The sequence below is a fragment of the Streptomyces sp. NPDC001508 genome (assembly GCF_040298665.1).
Lineage (GTDB): Bacteria > Actinomycetota > Actinomycetes > Streptomycetales > Streptomycetaceae > Streptomyces.
This window is the reverse complement of record NZ_JBEPAP010000058.1, coordinates 37637-61577: the sequence shown is the minus strand read 5'-3', so window position 1 is coordinate 61577 and position 23941 is coordinate 37637. Positions and strand designations below refer to the sequence as shown.

Genomic DNA, 23941 nt, shown 5'->3' with positions numbered 1-23941 from the left:
ACGCCCGGTTACATTCCGAACCCGGAAGCTAAGCCTTACAGCGCCGATGGTACTGCAGGGGGGACCCTGTGGGAGAGTAGGACACCGCCGAACTACCTTTAAAGCTCCGGCTCTTGGGCATACAGCCCAAGAGCCGGAGCTTTTTTGCGTTGAGGTAGGGTCAGGGAGCATCGTTGGTTCGTTTCCCACAGGAGGCCCCCGGGTGGAGGTCCAGGAGACCCGAGTCCAGACAGACCGGGTCCTCACCATCCCGAACATCCTCAGCATGGCGCGTCTCGTCGGCGTACCGCTCTTCCTGTGGTTGATCCTCAGGCCCGAGTTCGGAGGCCCCAAGAGCGACGGCTGGGCGCTGTTGGTGCTCGCGCTGAGCGGGATCAGTGACTACCTGGACGGCAAGCTCGCCCGGCGCTGGAACCAGATCAGCAGCCTCGGCCGGCTCCTGGACCCCGCCGCCGACCGGCTCTACATTCTCTCGACGCTGGTCGGCCTCACCTGGCGCGAGATCCTGCCGCTCTGGCTGACGGCCGTACTCCTGGCCAGAGAGCTGGTCCTCCTGGTGATGGTGGGCATCCTCAGGCGCCATGGCTACCCGCCGCCGCAGGTGAACTTCCTGGGGAAGGCCGCGACCTTCAACCTGATGTACGCCTTCCCGCTGCTCCTGCTCAGTGACGGAACCGGCTGGATCTCGTCACTCGCTGCAATTTTCGGATGGGCGTTCGCCGGATGGGGTACGACGCTGTACTGGTGGGCAGGAGTGCTCTATGTGGTGCAGGTCCGCCGACTGATCCGTGCGGACACCATGGCCGATTGAACTCGGCGATTGTCCGGACGTAGCGGCTCGATGGCCCTCGGCGGAAAAGTGCGGGACAATCTGGACGGGTGAAGTCGGCTAGACCGTCGTCTCTTGGAGGAGGACGCTTCCGACATGAAGGCCGTCGTGATGGCCGGTGGTGAAGGCACACGCCTTCGCCCGATGACCTCAAGCATGCCCAAGCCGCTCCTGCCCGTGGCCAACCGCCCGATCATGGAGCACGTCCTGAGGCTGCTCAAAAGGCATGGGCTCACCGAGACCGTTGTCACCGTGCAGTTCCTGGCCTCGCTCGTCAAGAACTACTTCGGTGACGGCGAAGAGCTCGGAATGGAGCTCACCTATGCCAACGAGGAGAAGCCACTCGGTACCGCCGGAAGCGTCAAGAACGCCGAAGAGGCGTTGAAGGACGATGCCTTCCTCGTCATCTCCGGCGACGCGCTGACCGACTTCGACCTCACCGACCTGATCAATTTCCACAAGGAAAAGGGCGCGCTCGTCACGGTGTGTCTGACGAGGGTGCCCAATCCTCTGGAGTTCGGCATCACCATCGTCGACGAAGAGGGCAAGGTCGACCGTTTCCTGGAGAAACCGACCTGGGGGCAGGTCTTCTCCGACACCGTGAACACGGGCATCTACGTGATGGAGCCCGAGGTCTTCGACTATGTCGAGCCGGACGTTCCCGTCGACTGGTCCGGTGATGTCTTCCCCCAGCTCATGAAGGAGGGCAAGCCGGTCTACGGCTATGTCGCCGAGGGCTACTGGGAGGACGTCGGCACACACGAGTCGTATGTGAAGGCACAGGCCGATGTCCTTGAGGGCAAGGTCGACGTGGAGATCGACGGATTCGAGATCTCCCCGGGTGTATGGGTGGCCGAGGGTGCCGAGGTGCACGCGGACGCCGTACTGCGCGGGCCGCTCTACATCGGCGACTACGCCAAGGTGGAGGCCGGTACCGAGATCCGGGAGCACACAGTCGTCGGGTCCAACGTCGTCGTGAAGAACGGGGCGTTTCTGCACCGGGCCGTGGTGCACGACAACGTGTACATCGGACAGCACAGCAATCTGCGTGGCTGTGTCGTCGGGAAGAACACCGACATCATGCGCGCGGCCAGGATCGAGGACGGCGCGGTCATCGGCGATGAGTGCCTGGTCGGTGAAGAATCGATCGTTCAGGGCAATGTGCGGGTCTATCCGTTCAAGACGATCGAGGCCGGTGCGTTCGTCAACACCTCGGTGATCTGGGAGTCCCGCGGTCAGGCGCACCTCTTCGGCGCGCGTGGCGTGAGCGGGATCCTGAACGTGGAGATCACACCGGAACTCGCCGTGCGGCTGGCCGGCGCCTATGCGACCACCCTCAAGAAGGGGACGACCGTCACGACGGCCCGTGACCATTCGCGTGGCGCGCGTGCCCTGAAGCGCGCCGTCATCTCCGCGCTCCAGGCCAGTGCCATCGACGTACGGGACCTGGAGAACGTACCGCTGCCGGTGGCCCGGCAGCAGACCGCGCGGGGCAGTGCCGGCGGGATCATGATCCGGACAACGCCGGGAGTGCCGGACTCGGTGGACATCATGTTCTTCGACGGACAGGGCGCCGACCTCTCCCAGGCCAGCCAGCGCAAGCTGGACCGGGTGTTCGCACGGCAGGAGTACCGGCGGGCGTTCCCCGGGGAGATCGGCGACCTGCACTTCCCGGCCAGCGTCTACGACTCGTACACCGGGTCGCTGCTGCGGAACATCGACACCACCGGGATCGCCGAGTCGGGGCTCAAGGTCGTCGTGGACGCCTCCAACGGCAGTGCGGGTCTCGTCCTGCCCAGCCTGCTCGGCAAGCTCCGTGTGGACTCCCTGACCGTCAATCCCGGCCTGGACGAGGCGCGGCCGACGGAGACCGGCGACATGCGCCGGGCGGGGCTGGTGCGGCTCGGTGAGATCGTCGCGTCCTCCGGGGCGGCGTTCGGCGTGCGGTTCGACCCGGTGGGCGAGCGGCTGTCCCTCGTCGACGAGAAGGGCCGCATCATCGAGGACGACCGGGCGCTGCTCGTGATGCTCGATCTCGTGGCCGCGGAGCGGCGCAGTGGCCGTGTCGCGCTGCCGGTGACCACGACGCGGATCGCGGAGCAGGTGGCCGCGTACCACGGCACCCAGGTGGAGTGGACCACGACGTCTCCCGACGACCTCACGCGCGTGGGGCGCGAAGAAGGGACGATCTTCGGGGGAGACGGCAAGGGCGGATTCATCGTCCCGGAGTTCAGTGGCGTCTACGACGGTACGGCGGCCTTCGTACGGCTGATCGGACTGGTGGCCCGGACGCAGCTCACGCTCAGCCAGATCGACGCGCGGATTCCGCGGGCGCACGTCCTCAAGCGTGATCTGGCCACCCCGTGGGCCGTCAAGGGACTGGTGATGCGGCGGGTCGTCGAGGAGGCCGGAGACCGGTTCGTCGACACCACGGACGGGGTGCGGGTCGTCGAGCCGGACGGCCGCTGGGTGATGGTGCTGCCGGACCCGGCGGAGGCGGTCACTCATCTGTGGGCGGAGGGACCGGACGACGAATCCGCCCAGGCCCTGCTCGACGAGTGGTCGGCCGTCGTGGACAGCGCCGGACGCTGAAACCCCCCGTACGCGCGCGTGCCGGACAACTGTCCCCCAAGGGGCCTGTCCGGCACGCCGGTGGGGCCATTCGGAGGTACCGCACGCGACGTGCGACGATGTGCGGCATGCCGCAGCATCCCCCCGTTCGGAGCACACCGGCCTCGCGGCCCGCGCGCCCGGATGCCTCCATGTCGTTGATCAACAACGTCATGGATCACAGCCTCGACGACGGGTACGCCGAGGCCGCCGCCCGCAGGAAGACCCAGGGCGAAGGGGGCCTGCCGAAGACGCTCCGGGCGAAGCTCGGTCTGGCCGGCGGTCTGGTGCTTGCCGCGCTCGTCGTGACCGTCGGAGCGGCCCAGGCCCGTGTGGCGGCGCCCGTGGTCGCCAAGGAACGGCAGGAACTGCTCGACCGCATCGACCGGGAGACCGAGACGGCGGACAGGCTGGAGGGCGGCGTCGACAAGCTGCGTGACGATGTGAGCGCCCGCCAGCGGGCCGCCCTGCGGCAGAGCGGCGGCAGCGAGCAGGCCGATCTGGTGGGAATCCTGTCGGGCGCCATGGCGGTGCACGGCCCCGGAGTGAAGCTCGTCGTGAACGACGCGAAGGACGCCACCACGGGCGGCGACGGCAACCCGCGCACGACCTCCGGGTTCTCCGACACCGGCCGGGTGCGTGACCGTGACATGCAGCGCGTGGTCAACGGGCTGTGGGCGGCCGGCGCTGAGGCCGTCTCCATCAACGGGCAGCGGCTGACCGCCCTGTCCGCGATCAGGGCCGCGGGCGACGCGATTCTGGTCGACAACAAGCCGCTGGTGCCGCCCTATACGGTGCTGGCGGTGGGTGACGGGGACCAGCTCGGCACCAGATTCCGGGACGGCGCCGACGGACTGTATCTGCATGCCCTTGAGGACAGCTACGGCATTCGGGCCGACATCTCCGTGGAGAACGACCTTCGGCTGCCCGCCGCACCGAGTGTGATCGTACGCACAGCACAGCCGAACACTGGGAAGGGCACATCGTGATCGCCGTACTGGGCCTCGTCGTGGGAGTCGTGGCCGGGCTGTTGGTTCGTCCTGAGGTTCCGGCGGTCGTCGAGCCGTATCTGCCGATCGCCGTGGTCGCGGCGCTCGACGCCGTCTTCGGCGGTCTGCGGGCCATGCTGGACGGAATCTTCGACGACAAGGTCTTCGTGGTCTCGTTCCTGTCGAACGTGGTCGTGGCCGCCCTGATCGTCTTCCTGGGCGACAAGTTGGGCGTGGGCGCACAGCTGTCCACGGGTGTCGTCGTGGTCCTCGGCATCCGCATCTTCTCCAATGCCGCGGCCATCCGGCGGCATGTGTTCCGGGCGTGAGGCCGATGAGCATGCAGGACGAGCAGCCGCAGAACAGGCTGCGCAGGGAACTGCCCGACGAGGTGCCCGCGCCGGGCCCCGCGCCGCAGCCCCGGGCAGCCAAGCCCGAGCAGCAGCTGACCGGCCGCCAGCGGCTGGTCGACGGCCTGTGGCCGCCGCGCGTCTCCCGGGCGCAACTCATCGTCGCCCTGCTGTTGTTCGGCCTCGGCTTCGGGCTGGCCGTGCAGGTCGCGTCGAACAGCGACAGCGACAGCGCGCTGCGCGGCGCCCGTCAGGAAGATCTCGTGCGCATCCTCGATGAACTCGACAACCGTACGCAACGTCTTGAGGACGAGAAGACGGGACTCGAACGGCAGCGTCAGGAGCTGGAGAACAGTTCGGACCAGGCGCAGGAGGCGCGCAGGCAGACGGCCGAGAAGGAGCGGCAACTCGGCATTCTGGCGGGCACCGTGGCGGCGCAGGGGCCCGGCATCATGATGACGGTCGACGACACGAAGGGAACGGTCAAGGCGGACATGCTGCTCGACGCGATACAGGAGTTGCGCGCGGCCGGCGCGGAGGCGATCCAGGTCAACGGCGTACGGATCGTCGCCGGTACGTACCTCACCGACTCCGACAACAGCGTGAGCGTCGACGGGAACAAGATCAACGCCCCTTATCGTTTCAAGGTCATCGGCAAGCCGCAGGACCTTGAGCCGGCGCTCAACATTCCGGGAGGCGTGGTGCAGACTCTGGAGAAGGAGCAGGCCACCGTGACCGTCGAGCGGTCGGACAAGATCATTGTTGACGCCTTGCGACCGGCGAAGCAGCCTGACTACGCTCGGTCGTCCTCCCAGTGAATCGCGAGTGCATGGCAGAGGACCGGCAGGGGCATGAGGTTGCGGGGGGTCGGCGCACCGAAGGGGTGGTGCGTGGTGGAAACTGTTTGGTGGATACGGACGTTGTGAGGATGTCCGGGTCGACCGGTGTATGGAATCAGGGTTCGTCCTGCCCCACGGGCGGGTCTGTTTCGGTCAAGGGGAATCGCCCGTGAAGTTGTTTGCGAAGTTGTTCGGCAAGAGCGCGCGAGAGGGCGGCGGCAACGCGACCGCCCGCCACCGCGCACAGCCTGACGCAGAGGGCCAGCGCCCGCTGTTCCGGGACCAGGTGGGTGGCCCGGGCGGCGACGTTTCCGGAGGTCAGGGCGCGCCGTCAGTTGACCCTGCCCAGTCCAGCGGCATAGGTTTCGGGCAACCGTCAACCTCAAGTGCGGGTGGAGGGTTTACCCCCGGCCCGTATGCGTCCAATGCCCCGGGGGGGCAGCCGCGGCAGGAGGATCCGTCCATGTCGGTCCTGGTGTGTACGAGGTGCGGTAACCGCAACGCGGAGAACGCCCGGTTCTGCTCCAACTGTGGTGCGCCGCTGCGTGCCGGCGCCGCAGCCGAGCGGCCGTCGGAGACGACGTCCACGATCTCCATCTCCGGTCTTGAGGCGTACGACGCCGAGACCACCGGCCAGACGCAGCTGCCGGCGCTCTCTCCCGAGGCGCAGGCCGCCGTCGACGCGCTGCCGCTCGGCTCGGCGCTCCTGGTGGTCCGCCGCGGCCCGAACTCGGGCAGCCGCTTCCTGCTGGACGGGGACCTGACCACGGCCGGCCGTCATCCGCAGAGCGACATCTTCCTGGACGACGTGACGGTCTCGCGTCGTCACGTGGAGTTCAGGCGCTCTCCCGACGGCTCGTTCGCGGTGGCCGACGTGGGCAGCCTGAACGGCACCTACGTCAACCGTGAGCGAATCGACCAGGTCGCTCTGTCGAACGGCGACGAGGTGCAGATCGGCAAGTACCGGCTGGTCTTCTACGCGAGCCGGCACGGCATCTGACCAGCCCCCCGGACGCCGTCCGGGGGGACTCCAGGGAAGGTCCATGCTTCAAACACCGCGCGGCGGTGCCGGGCACGGTACTGCCGCCAGTGACAGCGGGCTGATGAGCATCGGCGCTGTGCTGAACATGCTGCGCGAGGAGTTCCCCGAGGTCACCGTCTCCAAAATCCGGTTCCTGGAGTCGGAGGGCCTCGTCGAGCCGCAGCGTACCCCCTCGGGGTACCGCAAGTTCAGCGCCGGAGACGTCGAGCGACTGGGCCACGTCCTGCGGATGCAGCGGGATCACTATCTGCCGCTCAAGGTGATTCGGGAGCACCTCGACGCCGTGGAACGGGGCGAGGCGGTACCGCTGCCGGTCATGGGGCGGCAGCGGGACGACGAGGACGCCCTGGAACCCGTCGAGGGGCGCACGGCGGCCCGGATCGGGCGGGCGGAGCTGCTCGCGGCCGCCGAGATCGACGAGAGCGACCTCCAGGAGTGGGAGTCGTACGGGCTTCTCGCGCCCGTGGAGGACGGGGTGTACGAGGCGGAGGCGGTGACCGTGGCTTCCCTTGTGGCCGAGTTGGGGCGGTTCGGGATCGAACCGCGCCATCTTCGGGTGATGAAGGCCGCCGCCGACCGCGAGGCGGGCCTCGTCGACCAGGTGGTGGCACCGCTCAGGCGTCACCGGAACCCGCAGACCAGGGCCCATGCGGAGGCCCGGGCGAAGGAACTGGCGGCGCTCACCGTGAGGCTGCATGCGGCGCTGGTGAAGACCGCGCTGGGCGTGCGGCCGCCGTGAGCGGCGCCGGTGCTCCGTCGGCCGGATCGCGCACCCGTTCCCTGCCCGACTACCCAAACGTCCCGGGCACGGCCTAGGGTTGCTGTGTGAACGAGCTCGATGTCGTAGGTGTCCGGGTCGAGATGCCCTCCAACCAACCGATCGTGCTCCTGCGTGAAGTGGGCGGCGACCGGTACCTCCCCATCTGGATCGGGCCGGGGGAGGCGACCGCGATCGCCTTCGCCCAGCAGGGGATGGCTCCCGCACGACCGCTGACCCACGACCTGTTCAAGGACGTGCTGGAAGCCGTCGGCCAGGAGCTCACCGAAGTACGCATCACGGATCTGCGTGAGGGCGTCTTCTACGCGGAGCTGGTGTTCGCCAGCGGGGTCGAGGTCAGCGCCCGTCCGTCCGATGCCATAGCGCTGGCACTGCGCACCGGCACGCCGATCTACGGCAGTGACACGGTGCTCGACGACGCCGGCATCGCCATTCCGGACGAGCAGGAGGACGAGGTGGAGAAGTTCCGCGAGTTCCTCGACCAGATCTCGCCCGAGGACTTCGGCACCAGCAGCCAGTGAGTCCGGCGGCCCGGCCTGGTGGACCGAGGGTCCGCGCCGGGCTGGTACTGGTGGACGGCCCCGTGAGGGGGCCTGGGCCGGGCAAATGCCGGCGGCCTTTGAGAGCGTCCTGCGGCTCCCCGCGAGCGCATTCGGCTAGCCTTTCCCCGCGGTGGGGCACGGGAAACCACTCTTAGGGTGATTATCACTCGGCGTGGCGAGTGTGGCGATCGTTGACGCACTCCTGGTGACTGCCTACCGTCGTGGAGGCAGGTCAAGGACGGAGGTCGGCGTGAGAAGCAGCGGCGACGGTACGGCTGGGGGTGCCCCCGGACGCGGTTTCGGGGAGAGCGGTCCGTACCCTTCCTCAAGCGCTCGGCTCCGCCCCAGCGGGGGGTATCCCCATTCCGGCAGCGGCGCGGCCGAGCACGCCTCGCAACGGCCCACGGCCGTACCCGGCGGCGGAGGGGCGGTGTCCATGACGTCCGAGCAGATCGGTTACCGGGGGCCTACGGCCTGCGCGGCGGCCGGCATCACCTATCGGCAACTGGACTACTGGGCCCGCACGGGCCTGGTCGAGCCCAGTGTGCGGCCCGCCTACGGGTCGGGGACGCAGCGGCTGTACAGCTTCCGGGACGTCGTCATCCTCAAGATCGTCAAGCGGTTCCTTGACACCGGCGTGTCGCTGCAGAACATCCGGAGCGCCGTCCAGCACCTGAGGGAACGCGGTTTCCGCGACCTGGAGCGCATGACGCTGATGAGCGACGGCGCCACGGTATACGAGTGCACCTCGCCCGACGAGGTCCACGCGCTGCTCCAGGGCGGGCAGGGCATCTTCGGCATCGCCGTGGGAGTGGTCTGGCGGGACGTGGAAAGCGCCCTCTCCCAGTTGCACGGTGAGCGCATCGACACCGGGGAGACGCTGGTCGGTCACAACCCCGCGGACGAGCTGGCACGACGGCGCAACCGGGCGGTCTGAGCGACGCGTCTGGGTCCCTGTCGGCTGAGCGGCGCGTCTTGGGGTCTCTGCCGGTCTGAGCGGCGGATTTGGGGGCCCGTCGGTATGGCTGACGGGTGCGGTTAGGGATCACTGCTGGTCTGAGGCGCGTTTGGGGCTCCTGTCTGTCTGAGCGGCGCGCCTGTGGCCCCCTGCCCGTCCGGACCGGCGCGCCTGTGGCCTCCGGGTCGTCCGGGCCGGCCCCGGGCTTGGTCCTGGGCCGTGTCGCCGTCCGGCGACGGGGCATTGTCAGTGGCGTGGTGCAGCATCGGAGATGTGAGGAACACGCCCACGATCCTGCATCTCGACATGGATGCCTTCTTCGCCTCGGTGGAGCAGGCGTCCAAGCCGAGTCTGCGCGGGAAGGCCGTCATCGTGGGCGGGCTCGGGCCGCGTGGGGTGGTCGCCACCGCCTCGTACGAGGCTCGGGTCTTCGGGGTCCACTCGGCGATGCCCATGGCGCAGGCGCGCCGGCTGGCCCCCAATGCGGCCTATCTCGTGCCGCGCTTCGGGCTGTACCGCTCGATCAGCTTGCAGGTGATGCAGCTGCTGGGAGAGCTGTCTCCGCTGGTGGAGCCGCTGAGCCTGGACGAGGCGTTCGTGGACCTGGAGGCCGGCGGGACGGCCTGGGACGAGGGGTCGGCGCGGCTGGCCGGGGCGAAGCTGCGCGCGGACATACGGGCCGTCACCGGGCTCACCGGCTCGGTCGGGCTCGCCGCCTCCAAGATGCTCGCGAAGATCGCCTCCGAGCAGGCCAAGCCGGACGGCCTGGTACTGATCGAACCGGGTACGGAACGCGCCCTGCTCGGCCCCATGTCGGTGCGGACCCTGCCGGGGGTGGGGCCGGCGACCGGCGATCATCTGCGGCGGGCCGGGATCGCCACGGTCGAGGAGATCGCCGAGGCGGGCGAGGCCGAGTTGGTGCGGCTGCTGGGCAAGGCCCACGGACACTCGTTGTACGCGATGGCGCTGGCGCACGACGAGCGGCCCGTGGTGGCCGAGCGGGAGACCAAGTCGGTGTCCGTCGAGGACACGTACGACGTGGACATCCACGATCGGGTCCGGGTCGGTCTGGAGGTGCAGCGGCTGGCCGACCGGTGTGTGCGGCGGCTGCGCGGGGCGGGACTGTCCGGGCGGACCATCGTGCTGAAGGTGCGGCGGTTCGATTTCTCCACGCTGACCCGGTCGGAGACGCTACGGGGACCCACGGACGATCCCGCGGTGGTGCGGGAGGCGGCGGCCCGGCTGCTGGACTCCGTGGACACGACGGGCGGGGTGCGGCTGCTCGGGGTCGGCGTCTCCGGCCTCGCCGACTACACACAGGAGGACCTGTTCGCGCAGGCGGCGGAGGAACTGGCCGAGGCGGTGCCGGAGGAGAGCGTGGCCGAGTCCGTCGAGGAGCGGCCGTCGCCCGCCGAGCGGCACTGGCCCGCGGGGCACGACGTGCGGCACGCCGACCACGGGCACGGTTGGGTGCAGGGCAGCGGCCTGGGGCGGGTCACGGTGCGCTTCGAGACACCCGGGTCCGAGCCGGGGCGGGTGCGGACGTTCCGGGTCGACGATCCCGGCCTGGAGCCGGCGGATCCGCTGCCGCTGGTGCCCGGGGGAGCGCAGGGGAGTGGGGGCGGACCTGTGGTGGGGCCGGGTGGTGGTGGGCCGGCGGTGGTGCGAGGCAGCGGCTGAAGCGGGGGCCCCGGGCGGGCTGAGCGCGGGGTGAGTTTCGCCGTTGGCGCCGTTGGGGCCAGGTGGGTTGTGCGGCTGGCGCCGCGGGGATGCTCGGCTGGAGGTTGTGTGGGGGCTGAGGGGCCGCGGTGGGGGCGGGCCGGGGGTGCTGCGGTGGGCCGGGGTGCTGGTGTCGGGAGGTGGCTGGCGGGGGCAGGGCGGGGTGGGCGTCGGGTGGTTGAGGTGTTGGGCGGCGCAGGGGTGGGGGCGGATGCTGGCGGGGCGGCAGGCGTGCGGGTGTCGTCGCGGGGGTGCTCGCGGTCGTGTGGGGGCTGAGGTGGGCCGGGGTGCAGGTGTCGGAGGAGGTTGGTGGAGGCAGGGCGGGGTGGGCGTCGGGTGGTTGAGGTGTTGGGCGGCGCAGGTGTGGAGGGCCGATGCTGGCGGGGCGGCGCGGGCATGGGGCGGATGCTGGCTGCGGCGGTGGCCGTGTGGGGCATGTGTGCGGCTGGCGTCGCGAGGGCGGTCGGCTGGTGTGTGGGGATGAGGTGCCCTGTGGTGGGTGCAGGGTTCGGGTGTCGGAGGAGGTTGGTGGAGGCAGGGCGGGGTGGGCGTCGGGCCGTTGAGGTGTTGGGTGGCGCAGGTGTGGGGGTGGATGTTGGCGGGGCGGCGCGGCATGGGGCGGATGCCGGTGGGGTGTGGGGGCTGTGTGAGGGGAGGTGTGGGCTCGTCGGCCGGGACCACGGGGTGTGGGGAGGGGTTCTCGGCGGGTTGGCCGGCGGTGGGTGCGGATGTGCGGGCAGTGTTTGCGGGGCCGCCGGGGGGAAGTGGCGGGGAGTGGTCTGCGGTGTGGTGGGCCTTGGGTGGTTCGGCGGGGCGGGGTGTGTGGGGGGAGTGAGCCTCGGTGGTATGGGAGTTGTTGGGTGGGCTGAGCCCGGTGGGCATTGGTTGGGGGTGTTGGGCCGTACCGGGGGTGTCAGGGTTCGTCGTGGCCTGCGAGGTTGCCGAAGTCGTGGTCCGGGTGCGGGGGCGGTGGTGCGGCCACGTCCAGGCCGTAGTGGTGGTAGAGCTGGAGTTCCTGCTCGGGGGAGAGGTGGCGGCCGACGCCGAAGTCGGGGGCGTCCTTGATGAGGGCGCGGTCGAAGGGGACGCGCAGGGTGCCCTCGACCAGCTCACTGGGCTCAAGGGGGACGAAGGCGTCCCTGGAGAACAGGCCCGTCCGTATGGCCGCCCACTCCGGCACGCCCGTGGCATCGTCGAGGTAGACCTCGTCAATGGTGCCGATCTTGGTGCCGTTGCGGTCGAACGCCTTGCGGCCGATCAGGTTGCGCGGATCGATGTCGGTCTGCACGGGCCCTCCTCATGGCGCAAATCATTCGTAAGCACTACAAAAGAGCAGATTTGAGGAGGCGGCCACTCGAAGCCCTGGCGTTGACCTCGCTGGTAGGCTGGCAAGCGGCTGCTGATCCCGTGCGGGAGAGTCCTCCGGACAACGTCGGAGGCGCCGAAGGAGCAAATCCTCCCCGGAATCTCTCAGGCTCACGTACCGCATGGACGAGGTCACTCTGGAAAGCAGGGCGGGTGTCGACGGCTCCCGCTCTCACCGACGGGGAAAGCCGCCCACCCTCGGGTGACGTGGTGAAGCTCTCAGGTCGAGATGACAGAGGGGGAGGCCGTCGGGGTGCCCGCGCCGGGGCGCCCCTCGAAGGTCGCGTCAGACCAGGAGGCCTCCGCAATGACCGCCCATCGCACTCCGCTCTCCGAGCTCGAACAGGGCACCCCCTTCGAGCAGCGGCACATCGGGCCCGACCAGGAGGCGCGGGCCAAGATGCTCGCGCAGGTCGGCTACGGCTCGCTCGACGAGCTGACCGCCGCCGCCGTACCGGATGTGATCAAGAACGCCGACGGGCTCGACCTGCCGGGCGCGCGCACCGAGCCGGAGGTGCTCGCCGAGCTGCGCTCCCTCGCCGACCGCAACCAGGTCCTCGGGTCGATGATCGGGCTCGGCTACTACGGCACCTTCACGCCGCCCGTCATCCTGCGCAACGTCATGGAGAACCCGGCCTGGTACACGGCCTACACGCCCTACCAGCCGGAGATCTCGCAGGGGCGGCTCGAAGCCCTGCTGAACTTCCAGACCATGGTCGCCGACCTCACCGGACTGCCCACCTCCGGTGCCTCACTGCTCGACGAGGGCACGGCCGCGGCCGAGGCGATGGCCCTGTCCCGGCGTATGGGCAAGAACAAGAAGGGCCTCTTCCTGGTCGACGCGGACACGCTGCCGCAGACCATCGCCGTGATCCGGACCCGCGCCGAACCCACCGGCGTGGAGGTCGTCGTCGCCGACCTCAGCGAGGGCATCCCGGCCGGGATCGCCGAGCGGGAGATCAACGGCGTACTGCTCCAGTACCCCGGTGCCTCGGGAGCCGTCCGCGACATCGCGCCGGTCGTCAAGCGGGCCCATGAACTCGGTGCGCTCGTCACCGTCGCCGCCGACCTGCTCGCCCTCACGCTGCTGAAGTCGCCGGGCGAGCTGGGCGCGGACATCACCGTCGGTACGACCCAGCGCTTCGGTGTGCCGATGGGCTTCGGCGGGCCGCACGCGGGCTACATGGCCGTGCGCGAGAAGTTCGCGCGCAGCCTGCCGGGCCGTCTCGTCGGCGTATCCGTCGACGCCGACGGGCACAAGGCGTACCGGCTCGCCCTGCAGACCCGTGAGCAGCACATCCGGCGCGAGAAGGCCACCAGCAACATCTGCACCGCGCAGGTGCTGCTCGCGGTGATGGCCGGCCTGTACGCCGTCCACCACGGTCCCGAGGGGCTGCGGGTCATCGCCCGGCGCACTCACCGGTACGCCGCGCTGCTCGCGGCGGGTCTGGCCGGCGGTGGGTTCCAGGCCGTCCACGGCGCCTACTTCGACACGGTGACGGTCAGGGCGCGGGGCCGCGCCGAACGGATCGTCGCCGCCGCGCGTGACAACGGCGTCAATCTGCGCCTGGTCGACGCCGACCACGTCTCGATCGCCTGCGACGAGACGACCGACCGGGACCGGCTCGACGCCGTATGGGCAGCCTTCGGCGTGCGGGGCGACATCGAGGCGCTGGACGCGGCAACCGAGGACGCGCTTCCCGAGGCGCTGCTGCGGACCGACGCGTACCTCACTCATCCCGTCTTCCAGCAGCACCGTTCCGAGACCGCGATGCTGCGCTACCTGCGCAGGCTGGCCGACCGTGACTACGCGCTGGACCGCGGCATGATCCCGCTGGGCTCCTGCACGATGAAGCTCAACGCGACCACCGAGATGGAGCCGGTGACCTGGCCCGAGTTCGGTCAGCTGCACCCGTTCGCGCCCGCCGAGCAGGCGCAGGGCTACCTCACGCTGATCCGCGAGCTGGAGGAGCGGCTCGCCGAGGTCACCGGGTACGACAGGGTCTCCCTTCAGCCCAACGCGGGCTCGCAGGGCGAGTTGGCGGGTCTGCTGGCCGTGCGGGGCTACCACCGTGCCAACGGTGACGAGGGGCGCGTCGTGTGCCTGATCCCGTCCTCCGCGCACGGCACCAACGCCGCGAGCGCCGTGATGGCCGGGATGCGGGTCGTCGTCGTCAAGACCGCCGAGGACGGTGAGATCGACGTCGCGGACCTGCGGGCGAAGATCGAGCAGCACCGCGACGAGCTGGCCGTGCTGATGATCACCTACCCGTCCACGCACGGCGTGTTCGAGGAGCACGTCGCCGACATCTGCGCCCAGGTCCACGAGGCGGGCGGCCAGGTGTACGTGGACGGCGCCAACCTCAACGCCCTGGTGGGGCTCGCCAAGCCGGGCCACTTCGGCGGTGATGTCTCGCACCTCAACCTGCACAAGACGTTCTGCATCCCGCACGGCGGCGGTGGCCCCGGCGTGGGCCCGGTGGGCGTGCGCTCGCACCTGGCGCCGTATCTGCCGAACCATCCGCTGCAGCCCGCCGCCGGTCCGGACACGGGCGTCGGCCCCATCTCGGCCGCCCCGTGGGGCTCCGCGGGGATCCTGCCCATCTCGTGGGCGTACGTCCGGCTGATGGGCGGCGAAGGGCTGAGGCGGGCCACACAGGTGGCCGTGCTGTCCGCCAACTACATCGCCAAGCGCCTGGAGCCCCACTACCCGGTCCTCTACACCGGCCCCGGCGGGCTGGTCGCGCACGAGTGCATCATCGATCTGCGCCCGTTGACCAAGGCGACCGGCGTGAGCGTGGACGACGTGGCCAAGCGGCTGATCGACTACGGCTTCCACGCGCCGACGATGTCGTTCCCGGTGGCCGGCACGCTGATGATCGAGCCGACCGAGTCGGAGGACCTGACCGAGCTTGACCGGTTCTGCGAGGCGATGATCGCGATCCGTGCGGAGATCGAGAAGGTCGGCTCGGGCGCGTGGCCCGCCGACGACAACCCGCTGCGGGGCGCCCCGCACACCGCGGCCGCGCTCGGCGGGCCGTGGGCGCACCCCTACAGCCGTGAGGAGGCGGTCTTCCCGGCGGGTGTCTCGGCCGCCGACAAGTACTGGCCGCCGGTCCGCCGTATCGACCAGGCCTTCGGCGACCGGAACCTGGTCTGCTCCTGCCCGCCGCTGGACGCGTACGAGGACTGAGCCGAACGAACGCGTGAGGGTGCCCGCCCGGTCCTGCGGTGGGCGCCCTCGTGCGTGTCCGTCGCAGGCCGGAGGTGCCGTCTTCGGAGCATGGCGTGCTCAGTCCGTCGCCAGCGACACCTCGGTCGACTTGATCAGAGCGAAGACGGCGGAGCCCGCCGACAGACCCAGGTCGGTGACGGACTCGCTGGTGATGGCCGAGGTCAGCTCGGCGCCCTCGACCGCGATCTTCACGGAGGCCATCGCGCCGCCGGCGGCGATGCCGGTGACCGTGCCGGGCAGCTGGTTGCGGATCGAGACGCGTTCGACCGGAGCGGTGGCCAGGGCGACCTCCGTCGACTTCACCAGGGCGCGCACGGCGGAGCCCGTGGCGAGACCGAGGTCCTCGGCGGCCTCCAGGGTGATCGCGGCGGTCAGGTCCTGCCCGCCGGTGAGACGGACCTTCACCGTGGCCATCGCCTCGCCCGGGGTGACGGCGGTGACGGTGCCGAGGAGCTGGTTGCGGATGCTCAGGCTCATGGGAACGCCTCGCAGGATGTGGGGGATTCGGGGGCATGGGCCCCTGGCGGTCCCCACCGTAGCCGCAGCCGCTGCCTCAGGCCGGGTAGGCGTGGGTCTGCGTCGCCTTGACCGTCGCCCACACCGGGGCACCCGGGCGCAGATCGAGTTCCGCGGCGGCGACCGTGGTGAGGTCGGCGGCGAGCGGCAGTTCGCCGGTCAGGTCGGCGCGGATCTGGTCGCCGTGGGTCTCCAAGCCGGCCACCTCGCAGCGCCACAGGTTGCGGGCGCTGGAACCGGTGGGGCGGTCCCGGTGGAGGGTGACGGCGCTAGGCGGGAAGGCCACGAAGACCGGGCCCGACAGGTCCTCGGTCGTGGTGACGGCGGGCCCGCCGTCCAGCCGTACCGTGTGGCCCTCGGCGCGGCCCCGGTAGAGATTGAGGCCGACCAGTTGCGCGATGTAGTCCGTGCGCGGATGACGGGCGATGTCGGTGGGGGAGCCTTCCTGGACCACGCGGCCGTGCTCGACCACGACGAGGCGGTCGGCGAGCACCATGGCGTCCAGCGGGTCATGGGTCACCAGGACGGCGACCGCCTCGAACTCGGCGAGGTGGCGGCGGAGTTGGGCGCGTACCTGGAGCCGGGTGCGGGCGTCCAGGGCGGCCAGCGGCTCGTCGAGGAGCAGCAGGCGGGGCCCGGTGGCCAGGGCCCGGGCCAGGGCGACCCGCTGGGCCTGGCCGCCGGACAGACGGCGCGGCTTGGCGCCCGCGTGCTCGGCCAGGCCCATGCGGTCCAGCCAGGCGGCGGCCAGGCTGCGGGCCTCGGCCTTGGTCGCGCCCCGGCAGCGGGGGCCGAAGGCCACGTTGTCGAGGGCGGACAGATGCGGGAAGAGCAGATAGTCCTGGAAGACGACGCCGACGGGACGTGATTCCGGGGCCATGTGGTCGAGGGCGGTGCCGTCCAGGCGCAGATGGCCGCCGGTGAGCGGGGCGAGTCCGGCGAGGGCGCGCAGGGCCGTGGTCTTTCCGGCGCCGTTGGGCCCGAGCAGGGCCACGACGTCTCCGGGCGCGGCCCGCAGGGCGATGTCGAGGCGGAAGGAACCGCGGTCGACGACGAGCCGGGCGTCCAGCCCGTCACCGCGGGTGCCTTCGGCGACGCGGCCGGCGGTGGTGTCGTCGATGTCCGTCATGGGGTGCACATCCAGGGATCGGGCGGGCGGGTCAGGACCGAAGGGCCGGTGGGCGCGGCGGTCCTCCGGTGGGGCGGTGCGGCGGGGACGGGGTGGGCCGGGGCGTGGACGGTACGGATGCGGCTGCGCGCACCGGCGATCGTACGGCCGTACGCCGCGGGACCGCTCCGGGATCGCGCCCGCGACCTTTCGGCGCGCCGGTACGGCCGCGGCGCGCGGGGACGGCGGGGCCAGGGGCGTGGACGGTGGGGGAAGGCGGGCGTCACGGCGTGGTCAGCCAGCGGTCCCGCAGCCCTGCCAGTACCGCGATCGAGACCGCGAGCAGGACCAGGCTGAGCGCGATGGCCGCCTCGGGATCGTTCTGGAGCGCCAGATAGACCGCGAGGGGCATGGTCTGGGTACGGCCGGGGAAGTTGCCGGCGAACGTGATGGTCGCGCCGAACTCACCGAGCGCGCGGGCCCAGGCCAGGACCGCGCCCGCCGCGATGCCCGGGGCGATCAGCGGCAGCGTGACCCGGCGGAACGCCGTGAACCGGGAGGCACCGAGGGTGGTGGCCGCCTCCTCGAAGCGCGGGTCGGCGGCGCGCAGCGTGCCCTCCACGCTGATGACGAGGAACGGCATCGCGACGAACGCCTCGGCGATCACGACGCCCGTCGTGGTGAACGGCAGCGTGATGCCGAACCAGGAGTCCAGCCACTGCCCGACGACTCCGTTGCGGCCCAGGGCGAGGAGCAGGGCCACACCCCCGACCACCGGGGGAAGGACGAGCGGCAGGGTGACCAGGGCGCGTACGACACCGCGGCCGGGGAAGTCGGTGCGGGCCAGCAGCCAGGCCAACGGCACGCCCAGGACCAGGCTCACCCCGGTCGCCGCGGTCGCCGTGATCAGCGACAGCTGGAGCGCCTGCCACACCTCGGTGCTGCTCACGAGGTCCGGCAGGCTGCTCCACGGGGCCCGGACGAGCAGGGCGAGCAGGGGCAGCAGCAGGAACGCCAGGGCGACGACACCGGGCAGCAGGAGCGGCAGCGGCACGCCGCGCCGGCCCGGCACGCGGGCGTCCCGGCACCGCCGCCCGCCCTTCGCGGTGCGGGGCGCGGCGCCGGACGCGTCGAGCCGGGTCACGGCTTGAGGAATCCGGCCTCGCCCAGCACCCGCCGGCCCTCGGTGGAGCGTACGAGCGCGATGAACGCGCCGGCCGCCTCGGCGTTGGGCGCGTTCTTGAGCAGGGTGATCGGATAGTCGTTGACGGCCTCGGCCGACTCGGGGAAGTCCACGCCCTCCACCTTGCCACCGGCGGCCTTCACATCGGTCTTGTAGACGATCGCCGCGTCGGCCTCCTTCAGCTCCACCTTCGTCAGGGCGCTCTTGACGTCCTGTTCGTAGGAGACCGGGGTGAGCTTGAGCTTGCCGGCCTCCAGGGCCTTCTGGGCGGCGGCGCCGCACGGCACGGTCTTGTCGCACAGGACGACCTTCAGACCGGACTTGGTGAGGTCCTTCAGGGAGGAGACCTTGTCGGGGTTGCCGGGCAGGGTGGCGATCTCCAACTGGTTGCGGACGAAGGTGACCGGGGTTCCGGCCGCGTCGCCCTTGTCCGTCACGATCGCCATCGTCTTCGGGCTGGCGGCGGCGAAGACATCGGCCGGTGCGCCGCCCGTGATGCTCGCCGCGAGTGTGTCGCTGCCGCCGAAGTTGAAGGTGACCTTGGTGCCCGGGTGCTGTTTCTCGAATGCGGCGCCCAGTTCGGTGAAGCTCTCCTGCAGCGAGGCCGCGGCGAACACGGTCACCGTGCCGGACAGCTTCGGCGAGGCAGAGGAGGAGCCGGACGCGGAGTCCTTTGCGGACGACGAGTCGTCCGCTGAGGAGCAGGCGCTCAGCGCCATCAGGGCGGCGGCTCCCGCACCGGCCATCTGCAGCATCCGCCGGGACCGGCGCTCGGAACGGGTCATTACGGTTCTACTCCTTCGAGCCTCGGACAAACGGTCGCGCTCCGGCACGGCCGCACCGGGCCGTGCCGCGAGGAGATGATACTGCCGCATCTGCGAGGTGTGAGCCGCTAATGGCCTCGCATAAGCTGGGGTAATGACGGATCAAGCCAGGCATGTGCGTTTGCTTGGGTCCGTGCCGCGGGTAGCGTCATCCGGGAGGTGGCCGTCCATGACATTCGCCGAACTCGCCCTGACCGGCGACCTGGCCCGGCCGGCCCGGCTCACGGTGCCGGATCTGCTCGCCTGGCCACAGCACCGGGTACGGGTCAGCTTCGAGTGCGCCACCAGCGGAACGCAGCACCACCGGTTCGCCGGACCGCTGCTGTACGACGTCCTGTCCGCCGCGGGTCCCGGCTTCGATCCCGTGCGGCGCAAGGACCGACTGCGCTTCCTCATCGCCGTCGACGGCACGGACGGGCATCGCGCGCTGCTGTCCTGGGCCGAGATCGACCCCGACTTCGCCCATGCGCCCGTGCTGCTCGCCGTGAGCATCGACGACACCCCGCTCGACCGGCACGGGCCCCAGCTGGTGCTCCCTCAGGACCGGTGTGGGGGACGGCACATCAGCGGTATCAACGGGATACGGCTGGACGGCCGCTACCGGTGCGCCACGGAGACCTCAGCGGTGTAGACCCGCCGCGGAGGCCGTGCGCAGAACGGGGTTCGGACGAGTGCTTCGCGGCCGAGCGCGGCGCCTGCCTCGGCGCGGGATGTGGTTCCCGCGGCTCGTGCGGGGCGCACTCCCGCTCGGCGGCGCCCGGCTGAACCGGGCGGGGGCCGCCCTCAGACGCGGTCGATGTGCACGTTCGTCGACTTCACCCGCGCGGTGGCCTCCATGCCGACCTCCAGGCCCAGTTCCTCCACGGCCTCCCGGGTCAACAGCGAGACCAGCCGGTGCGGGCCCGCCTGGATCTCGACCTGGGCCGCGACGTCGCCGAGCTTGATCGCGGTCACGATCCCCGGGAAGGCGTTGCGCACCGAGGTGTACGACGTGTCCTCGTCGCCCCCGCCCGCCCTGGCCAGTTCGACCGAGAACGCCGCCAGGTCCCTGCCGTCGATGAGCCGCCGTCCGGCCTCGTCGCGATGGGTCGTCATCCGGCCCGCGTCGGCCCAGCGGCGTGCGGTGTCCGGGCTCACGCCGAGCAGCCGTGCCGCCTGGCCGATCGTGTAGGACTGCATGGCGGTCACGATAGGGCCACGGGCCGGGAACGGCGCAGTTGGGGCGGGTGGCGGCGGGTCCGGCGGACCGGGGTCAGGACATCCCGGATTCCTTGAGCACCGCCCGGGCCCCTTCGTCGTCGATGGCCCGTTCCAGTCTGCGCAGCACCTCCACGCCCTGGCACAGGGTGCCGCTCTGCAGTGAGTGGCGCAGTCCCCTGTCGACCTCGTGCCACAGGAACGGGTTGGCGGCGAGCACCCGGGGGTCGAGTTCGAGGCGCCGGCCGTCGATGTCCCGGAACACCAGGTGCGAGGAGACGCCGTCGTACTGGCGGACGCCCACCAGCGCGTCCGTGCGGACCGCCCGCCGGCACAGCGGTCCGCGTACCGAGAGCCAGCCGCGGCCCGCGGCGACGCGCGGCGGCATCAGGAGCAGCCCGATGGCGGTGGCGAGCCCGAGCCACAGTGCCGCGCGTCCCGGGGTGAGCGTGCCCGCCTCCCAGTCGGTCAGCGCCGTCAGGGTGCCGAAGACGAGCGCGTAGGCCACCGCCAGCCGGGCGCTGCCGCGCCAGTGGCGGTCGCCGGCCGGGGTGGGTGCCGCGCCATGCTCCATACCACCGAGGCTAGGCCGCTCCGATGGCCGCCACACGTCCTGCTGACATGGCTCTGATGCCGTCTCGCCCTTTCCTTACGGTCCCTTGACGTGGGGGGTTCCTGATGTGGGGGCTACCTGACGCGGGGGTTCCTGATGTGGGGCTTTCTGACGTGGGGGTCCCTGATGTGCGGTTCCTGATGTGGGGGTTCCCGTCAGCCTGTGTGGACCCGCGGGCGCCGGCCGCGGTTCGGCTCCGCCTCGCGCAGCACCTCGCGGGTGACCGGGGCGACCTCGCCGTGGCCGAACAGGAAGAAGCGCAGGAAGTTGGCGAACGGGTTGCCCTCGGTCCACTCGAAGTAGATGTGCGGCGTGCACCCGGTGCTGTCCCGGACGTGCAGGAGGAGCGCGGCGAGGGCGTTGGGGATGGAGGCGGATTCCAGGGTCATGACACGGTAGCGGTTGTGCAGGACCTCGCCGTGCACCGTCAGGCCCGCCTCGAACTCGGACGGGTCGGTGACGGTCACCTCGACGAAGACGAAGTCCTCCTGCTCGGGGAGGTCGTTGTCCTGGCGGATCTGCTCGATCTTGTCGCGGTACTCGGCCTTGTCGCGCCGGTCGGGCTCGTTGGCGATGAAGCGGATCTTCCGGCTGGACATGTCCCTGACGAAGCGTTCCGCCATGCCATCCAGCGTCACACTGGTCACGCGCAGCTCGAAGGCCCGGGCCAGCCGGGACAGCAGCGAGACCAGGATGATGCCGGCGATGAAGCACGCGCCGATCTTCACGCCGTCGGGACGCTCGATGACGTTGGCGACCGTCGTGTACAGGAACACCGTCGCGATGACCCCGTACACGACCGTCCATCGGCGCTGCCGGGCCTTGCGCGAGGCGATGGTCACCGCGATCGCCGCGGAACTGATCAGGACCAGCACACCGGTGGCGTAGGCGCCGCCCTGCGCGTCGACGTTGGCATCGAAGATCCAGGTCACCAGGAAGGCGATGAGGGTGAAGACGATGACCATCGGGCGTACGGCGCGCGCCCAGTGCGGGGCCATGCCGTAGCGGGGCAGATAGCGCGGCATCAGATTGAGCAGGCCCGCCATCGCGGAGGCGCCCGCGAACCACAGGATCGCGATGGTCGCGATGTCGTAGACCGTGCCGAAGGTGTTGCCTAGGTACTCGTGCGCGAGGTACGCCAGCGCGCGGCCGTTGGCCCGGCCGCCGGCTCTGAACTCGTGCGCGGGGATGAGCAGCGTGGTGATGAAGCTGGTGGCGATCAGGAAACAGCTCATGATCACGGCCGCGGTGGTCAGCAGCTTCCTGGTGTCCCTGATCCGGCCGGTGGGACACTCCTCGGTGTCGGCCGGGTCGCCCCGGACGTGCGGCATGACGGCGACGCCGGTCTCGAAGCCGGACAGGCCGAGCGCGAGTTTCGGAAAGACGATCAGGGCCAGCCCGATCATGACGAAGACATTGCCGTGCTCGGTGGTCAGGGCGCTGGTCCAGTCCGCGACGACATGGCTCGCGGTGACGATGTGCCACAGGCCGGTGATCACGACGACGAGGTTCAGCGCGAGGTAGACGCCGACCAGCGCGACGGCGACGCCGATCGCCTCCAGGAAGCCCTTGAGGAAGACCGCGCCGAGCAGGGCCACGAGGAGCAGGGTGATCAGCATCTGCCGGCCGTGCAGCGCGCTGTTCAGATGCGGGTTCTCGATCAGGTGGGTGGAGGCGTCGGCGGCGGACAGGGTGATGGTGATCAGGAAGTCGGTGGCCGCGAAGCCCAGCAGGGTCAGGACGAACAGCTTGCCCTTCCAGAAGGTCAGCAGCCGTTCCAGCATCGCGATCGAGCCCTGGCCGTGCGGGCTCTCCTCGGCCACGCGCCGGTAGACGGGCAGGGCGCCCGCCAGCGTGACGATCACCAGCACGATCGTGGCGAGGGGGGAGAGCAGACCGGCCGCCAGGGCGGCGATGCCCGGCTGGTAGCCGAGGGTCGAGAAGTAGTCCACACCGGTCAGGCACATCACCCGCCACCAGCGCTGCCCCTGGTGGGCCGGCTCCGGCTCGGCGTGGGGTCCCGGCAGGCCGCCCTTCCTGCCCATGTCGGCCAGGCCCTCCAGCATCCAGGCGCGCAGCCGGCCGGGGGGCGGGTGCTCGATCGTGGCCATCGGGGGTGCTCCTGACGTACGGCTCAGCCCTGTTTTCGGCCATCCTGCGGCGGCGGATCCAGCGTAAGCAGTCAGTGACGTGCCGGCCTGTGGGCCGTAGGGCCGAAGGGCGTCAATCTTGCGTTAAGAAAGCCCGGCCGCACCGGCGTCCACCCGCCGGCCCGCCCACGGCGCGCGCTGGGCCATACGACGGACGACCACCGCCGCGCGCACGGCGGACAACCGCCGCCGCGCATGTGGCGGCCCAGGACCGGCGGCGCCACGAGCGGTGCGGCGACGCGGGATGCAGGGCGACGGGGCGCACGGCGGCTCGCAGCCGGGTCAGGGCCGCGCGCTGAGGCGTACGGCGGGCAATCGCCGTCCCGCGTACGGCGTACAACCGCCGCGCCCCACGTACGGCGGGTAACCACCGGTCCGCAGGTGGCGGCCCAAAGCCGGTGACGCCACGAGGCGTGCGGCGACGCGGGACGGAGAACGGGGGCGCACGGGCGGCCCCGCAGTCCGTCAGGAACGCGCAGGCACGGATGCCGTGGACGTCGAGGCGGACGGGGAGACCCGCAAGGGCGGGGCCCGCTCGGTCACCGCCCGGGGCGGGCGCTCCGGGTGCCGGGCGTCGGCAGGGTGTCCGGCGGGGCTGATCCGACAGGGCATGGTTCGTCGGCCGGCGGCAGCAGCATCCAAACTGCCGTGCGGCGGCCCTGGTGGATCCCGGGACGGCCGGGCGGGACTGTCCGTGCGCGGGGACGAGACCCATCATCACGGCATCGAGGTGGGCGGCGGAACGGTCGGGGCGGTCCCGGTGCCCACCTCGACGGCCGCCGGGCAGGAGGCGCCAGGGATCAGGGCGGGTGGGTCGGGTACCGGGGCGTTTTTGTCGTGGGGGGCGAGGGCGTCGTACCGCTGGCCGAACTCGACGGGCGGTATCTGGCCAGTGAGGTGGCGGGCGGTTTCACCGGACGTGTCATCGGGATGCATGTCACCGAGGGCCGGGCCCATGTCGACTGGTTCGACTGCCGGCCCACCGTCCGACGCGCCGCGGTCACGGACATGTGCCGCGGTCACGGACACGCGTCGGGGCCGGTGCGCACCGGGTGTGTGCGAGCCGGCCCCTTATGTCACCGGGCGTGGTGGCG

At 70.7% G+C, this 23941-nt stretch carries 20 protein-coding genes, 1 rRNA gene, 1 pseudogene and 1 riboswitch; of the genes and pseudogenes, 14 read left to right on the top strand and 8 right to left on the bottom strand.

Annotation, left to right across the window (positions count from 1 at the left end):
- The 11 genes from rrf to ABT245_RS35700 form a co-directional block, all read left to right on the top strand.
- A 5S ribosomal RNA gene (gene rrf, locus ABT245_RS35750) occupies positions 1–93 on the top strand; the annotation flags it as partial.
- A gap of 109 nt (positions 94–202) precedes the next feature.
- Positions 203–811 carry a cardiolipin synthase ClsA gene (gene clsA / locus ABT245_RS35745; RefSeq protein ID WP_351742118.1) on the top strand — a complete coding sequence of 203 codons (609 nt, stop codon included), beginning with the start codon at positions 203–205 and terminating at the stop codon, positions 809–811.
- 114 nt (positions 812–925) lie between these two features.
- Positions 926–3421 (top strand): sugar phosphate nucleotidyltransferase, encoded by a 2496-nt coding sequence (locus tag ABT245_RS35740; protein ID WP_351742116.1) that lies wholly within the window; start codon positions 926–928, stop codon positions 3419–3421.
- A gap of 98 nt (positions 3422–3519) precedes the next feature.
- Entirely contained in the window at positions 3520–4428 is a 909-nt protein-coding gene (locus tag ABT245_RS35735) for a DUF881 domain-containing protein (RefSeq protein WP_351742113.1), read from the top strand.
- On the top strand, positions 4425–4757 hold the full coding sequence (locus ABT245_RS35730) for a small basic family protein (RefSeq protein WP_003988855.1): 333 nt from the start codon (positions 4425–4427) through the stop codon (positions 4755–4757). Before ABT245_RS35735 ends, ABT245_RS35730 begins: the two co-directional genes overlap by 4 nt.
- Positions 4758–4762: 5 nt before the next feature.
- On the top strand, positions 4763–5596 hold the full coding sequence (locus ABT245_RS35725; protein WP_351742110.1) for a DUF881 domain-containing protein: 834 nt from the start codon (positions 4763–4765) through the stop codon (positions 5594–5596).
- Between the two features lie 130 nt (positions 5597–5726).
- Positions 5727–6617 carry a zinc-ribbon and FHA domain-containing protein gene (locus tag ABT245_RS35720; RefSeq protein ID WP_351742107.1) on the top strand — a complete coding sequence of 297 codons (891 nt, stop codon included), beginning with the start codon at positions 5727–5729 and terminating at the stop codon, positions 6615–6617.
- A 43-nt stretch (positions 6618–6660) separates the two neighbouring features.
- A complete protein-coding gene (ftsR, locus tag ABT245_RS35715) occupies positions 6661–7398 on the top strand; it encodes a transcriptional regulator FtsR (protein WP_351742105.1) in 738 nt (245 codons plus the stop codon).
- Positions 7399–7484: 86 nt separating this feature from the next.
- Positions 7485–7958, top strand: coding sequence for a bifunctional nuclease family protein (locus ABT245_RS35710; protein WP_026253112.1), 474 nt, complete (start codon positions 7485–7487; stop codon positions 7956–7958).
- A 271-nt stretch (positions 7959–8229) separates the two neighbouring features.
- Complete coding sequence (locus ABT245_RS35705) at positions 8230–8916, top strand: MerR family transcriptional regulator (protein WP_351742102.1); 687 nt, start codon at positions 8230–8232, stop codon at positions 8914–8916.
- 294 nt (positions 8917–9210) lie between these two features.
- The gene (locus ABT245_RS35700; protein ID WP_351742099.1) at positions 9211–10617 is read left to right on the top strand and encodes a DNA polymerase IV; all 1407 of its coding nucleotides are present in this window, start codon (positions 9211–9213) and stop codon (positions 10615–10617) included.
- Positions 10618–11569: 952 nt separating this feature from the next.
- Here the strand turns inward: ABT245_RS35700 and ABT245_RS35695 are convergent.
- Entirely contained in the window at positions 11570–11944 is a 375-nt protein-coding gene (locus ABT245_RS35695; protein ID WP_351742096.1) for a PRC-barrel domain-containing protein, read from the bottom strand.
- A 112-nt stretch (positions 11945–12056) separates the two neighbouring features.
- A riboswitch (glycine riboswitch) is annotated at positions 12057–12152 on the top strand.
- 176 nt (positions 12153–12328) lie between these two features.
- Here ABT245_RS35695 and gcvP point away from each other — a divergent pair.
- Positions 12329–15214 (top strand): aminomethyl-transferring glycine dehydrogenase, encoded by a 2886-nt coding sequence (gcvP, locus tag ABT245_RS35690; RefSeq protein ID WP_351742094.1) that lies wholly within the window; start codon positions 12329–12331, stop codon positions 15212–15214.
- 99 nt (positions 15215–15313) lie between these two features.
- Here gcvP and ABT245_RS35685 read toward each other — a convergent pair whose 3' ends face one another.
- The 4 genes from ABT245_RS35685 to modA all read right to left on the bottom strand — a co-directional run bounded on the left by ABT245_RS35685 (position 15314) and on the right by modA (position 18848).
- Complete coding sequence (locus ABT245_RS35685; RefSeq protein ID WP_351742091.1) at positions 15314–15733, bottom strand: TOBE domain-containing protein; 420 nt, start codon at positions 15731–15733, stop codon at positions 15314–15316.
- A 76-nt stretch (positions 15734–15809) separates the two neighbouring features.
- On the bottom strand, positions 15810–16901 hold the full coding sequence (locus ABT245_RS35680; RefSeq protein ID WP_351742088.1) for an ABC transporter ATP-binding protein: 1092 nt from the start codon (positions 16899–16901) through the stop codon (positions 15810–15812).
- A 262-nt stretch (positions 16902–17163) separates the two neighbouring features.
- Positions 17164–18024 (bottom strand): molybdate ABC transporter permease subunit, encoded by an 861-nt coding sequence (gene modB, locus ABT245_RS35675; protein WP_351742086.1) that lies wholly within the window; start codon positions 18022–18024, stop codon positions 17164–17166.
- The gene (gene modA / locus ABT245_RS35670; RefSeq protein WP_351742084.1) at positions 18021–18848 is read right to left on the bottom strand and encodes a molybdate ABC transporter substrate-binding protein; all 828 of its coding nucleotides are present in this window, start codon (positions 18846–18848) and stop codon (positions 18021–18023) included. Before modA ends, modB begins: the two co-directional genes overlap by 4 nt.
- Before the next feature lie 208 nt (positions 18849–19056).
- Between modA and ABT245_RS35665 the strand changes: the two genes are divergently transcribed.
- Complete coding sequence (locus tag ABT245_RS35665; RefSeq protein ID WP_351742082.1) at positions 19057–19518, top strand: molybdopterin-dependent oxidoreductase; 462 nt, start codon at positions 19057–19059, stop codon at positions 19516–19518.
- A 152-nt stretch (positions 19519–19670) separates the two neighbouring features.
- Here the strand turns inward: ABT245_RS35665 and ABT245_RS35660 are convergent, their stop codons facing one another.
- The 3 genes from ABT245_RS35660 to ABT245_RS35650 all read right to left on the bottom strand — a co-directional run bounded on the left by ABT245_RS35660 (position 19671) and on the right by ABT245_RS35650 (position 22808).
- On the bottom strand, positions 19671–20066 hold the full coding sequence (locus ABT245_RS35660) for a TOBE domain-containing protein (protein ID WP_351742080.1): 396 nt from the start codon (positions 20064–20066) through the stop codon (positions 19671–19673).
- Between the two features lie 73 nt (positions 20067–20139).
- Positions 20140–20658, bottom strand: coding sequence for a hypothetical protein (locus tag ABT245_RS35655; RefSeq protein ID WP_351742077.1), 519 nt, complete (start codon positions 20656–20658; stop codon positions 20140–20142).
- A 194-nt stretch (positions 20659–20852) separates the two neighbouring features.
- Complete coding sequence (locus tag ABT245_RS35650) at positions 20853–22808, bottom strand: APC family permease (protein ID WP_351742075.1); 1956 nt, start codon at positions 22806–22808, stop codon at positions 20853–20855.
- A gap of 653 nt (positions 22809–23461) precedes the next feature.
- Between ABT245_RS35650 and ABT245_RS46305 the strand changes: the two are divergent.
- A pseudogene (locus ABT245_RS46305) lies at positions 23462–23837 on the top strand (beta-xylosidase family glycoside hydrolase); the annotation flags it as partial.
- Positions 23838–23941 lie beyond the last annotated feature (104 nt).

What these genes read in the sequence shown, in the direction of transcription:
- ABT245_RS35665 (WP_351742082.1), top strand. Translation starts at nt 19,057, where the DNA reads ATGACATTCGCCGAACTCGCCCTGACCGGCGACCTGGCCCGGCCGGCC.
- ftsR (WP_351742105.1), top strand. Translation starts at nt 6,661, where the DNA reads ATGCTTCAAACACCGCGCGGCGGTGCCGGGCACGGTACTGCCGCCAGT.
- ABT245_RS35650 (WP_351742075.1), bottom strand. Translation starts at nt 22,808, where the DNA reads ATGGCCACGATCGAGCACCCGCCCCCCGGCCGGCTGCGCGCCTGGATG.
- ABT245_RS35720 (WP_351742107.1), top strand. Translation starts at nt 5,727, where the DNA reads ATGGAATCAGGGTTCGTCCTGCCCCACGGGCGGGTCTGTTTCGGTCAA.
- ABT245_RS35680 (WP_351742088.1), bottom strand. Translation starts at nt 16,901, where the DNA reads ATGACGGACATCGACGACACCACCGCCGGCCGCGTCGCCGAAGGCACC.
- modA (WP_351742084.1), bottom strand. Translation starts at nt 18,848, where the DNA reads ATGACCCGTTCCGAGCGCCGGTCCCGGCGGATGCTGCAGATGGCCGGT.
- ABT245_RS35660 (WP_351742080.1), bottom strand. Translation starts at nt 20,066, where the DNA reads ATGCAGTCCTACACGATCGGCCAGGCGGCACGGCTGCTCGGCGTGAGC.
- ABT245_RS35740 (WP_351742116.1), top strand. Translation starts at nt 926, where the DNA reads ATGAAGGCCGTCGTGATGGCCGGTGGTGAAGGCACACGCCTTCGCCCG.
- ABT245_RS35655 (WP_351742077.1), bottom strand. Translation starts at nt 20,658, where the DNA reads ATGGAGCATGGCGCGGCACCCACCCCGGCCGGCGACCGCCACTGGCGC.
- ABT245_RS35725 (WP_351742110.1), top strand. Translation starts at nt 4,763, where the DNA reads ATGAGCATGCAGGACGAGCAGCCGCAGAACAGGCTGCGCAGGGAACTG.
- ABT245_RS35735 (WP_351742113.1), top strand. Translation starts at nt 3,520, where the DNA reads ATGTGCGGCATGCCGCAGCATCCCCCCGTTCGGAGCACACCGGCCTCG.
- ABT245_RS35685 (WP_351742091.1), bottom strand. Translation starts at nt 15,733, where the DNA reads ATGAGCCTGAGCATCCGCAACCAGCTCCTCGGCACCGTCACCGCCGTC.
- gcvP (WP_351742094.1), top strand. Translation starts at nt 12,329, where the DNA reads ATGACCGCCCATCGCACTCCGCTCTCCGAGCTCGAACAGGGCACCCCC.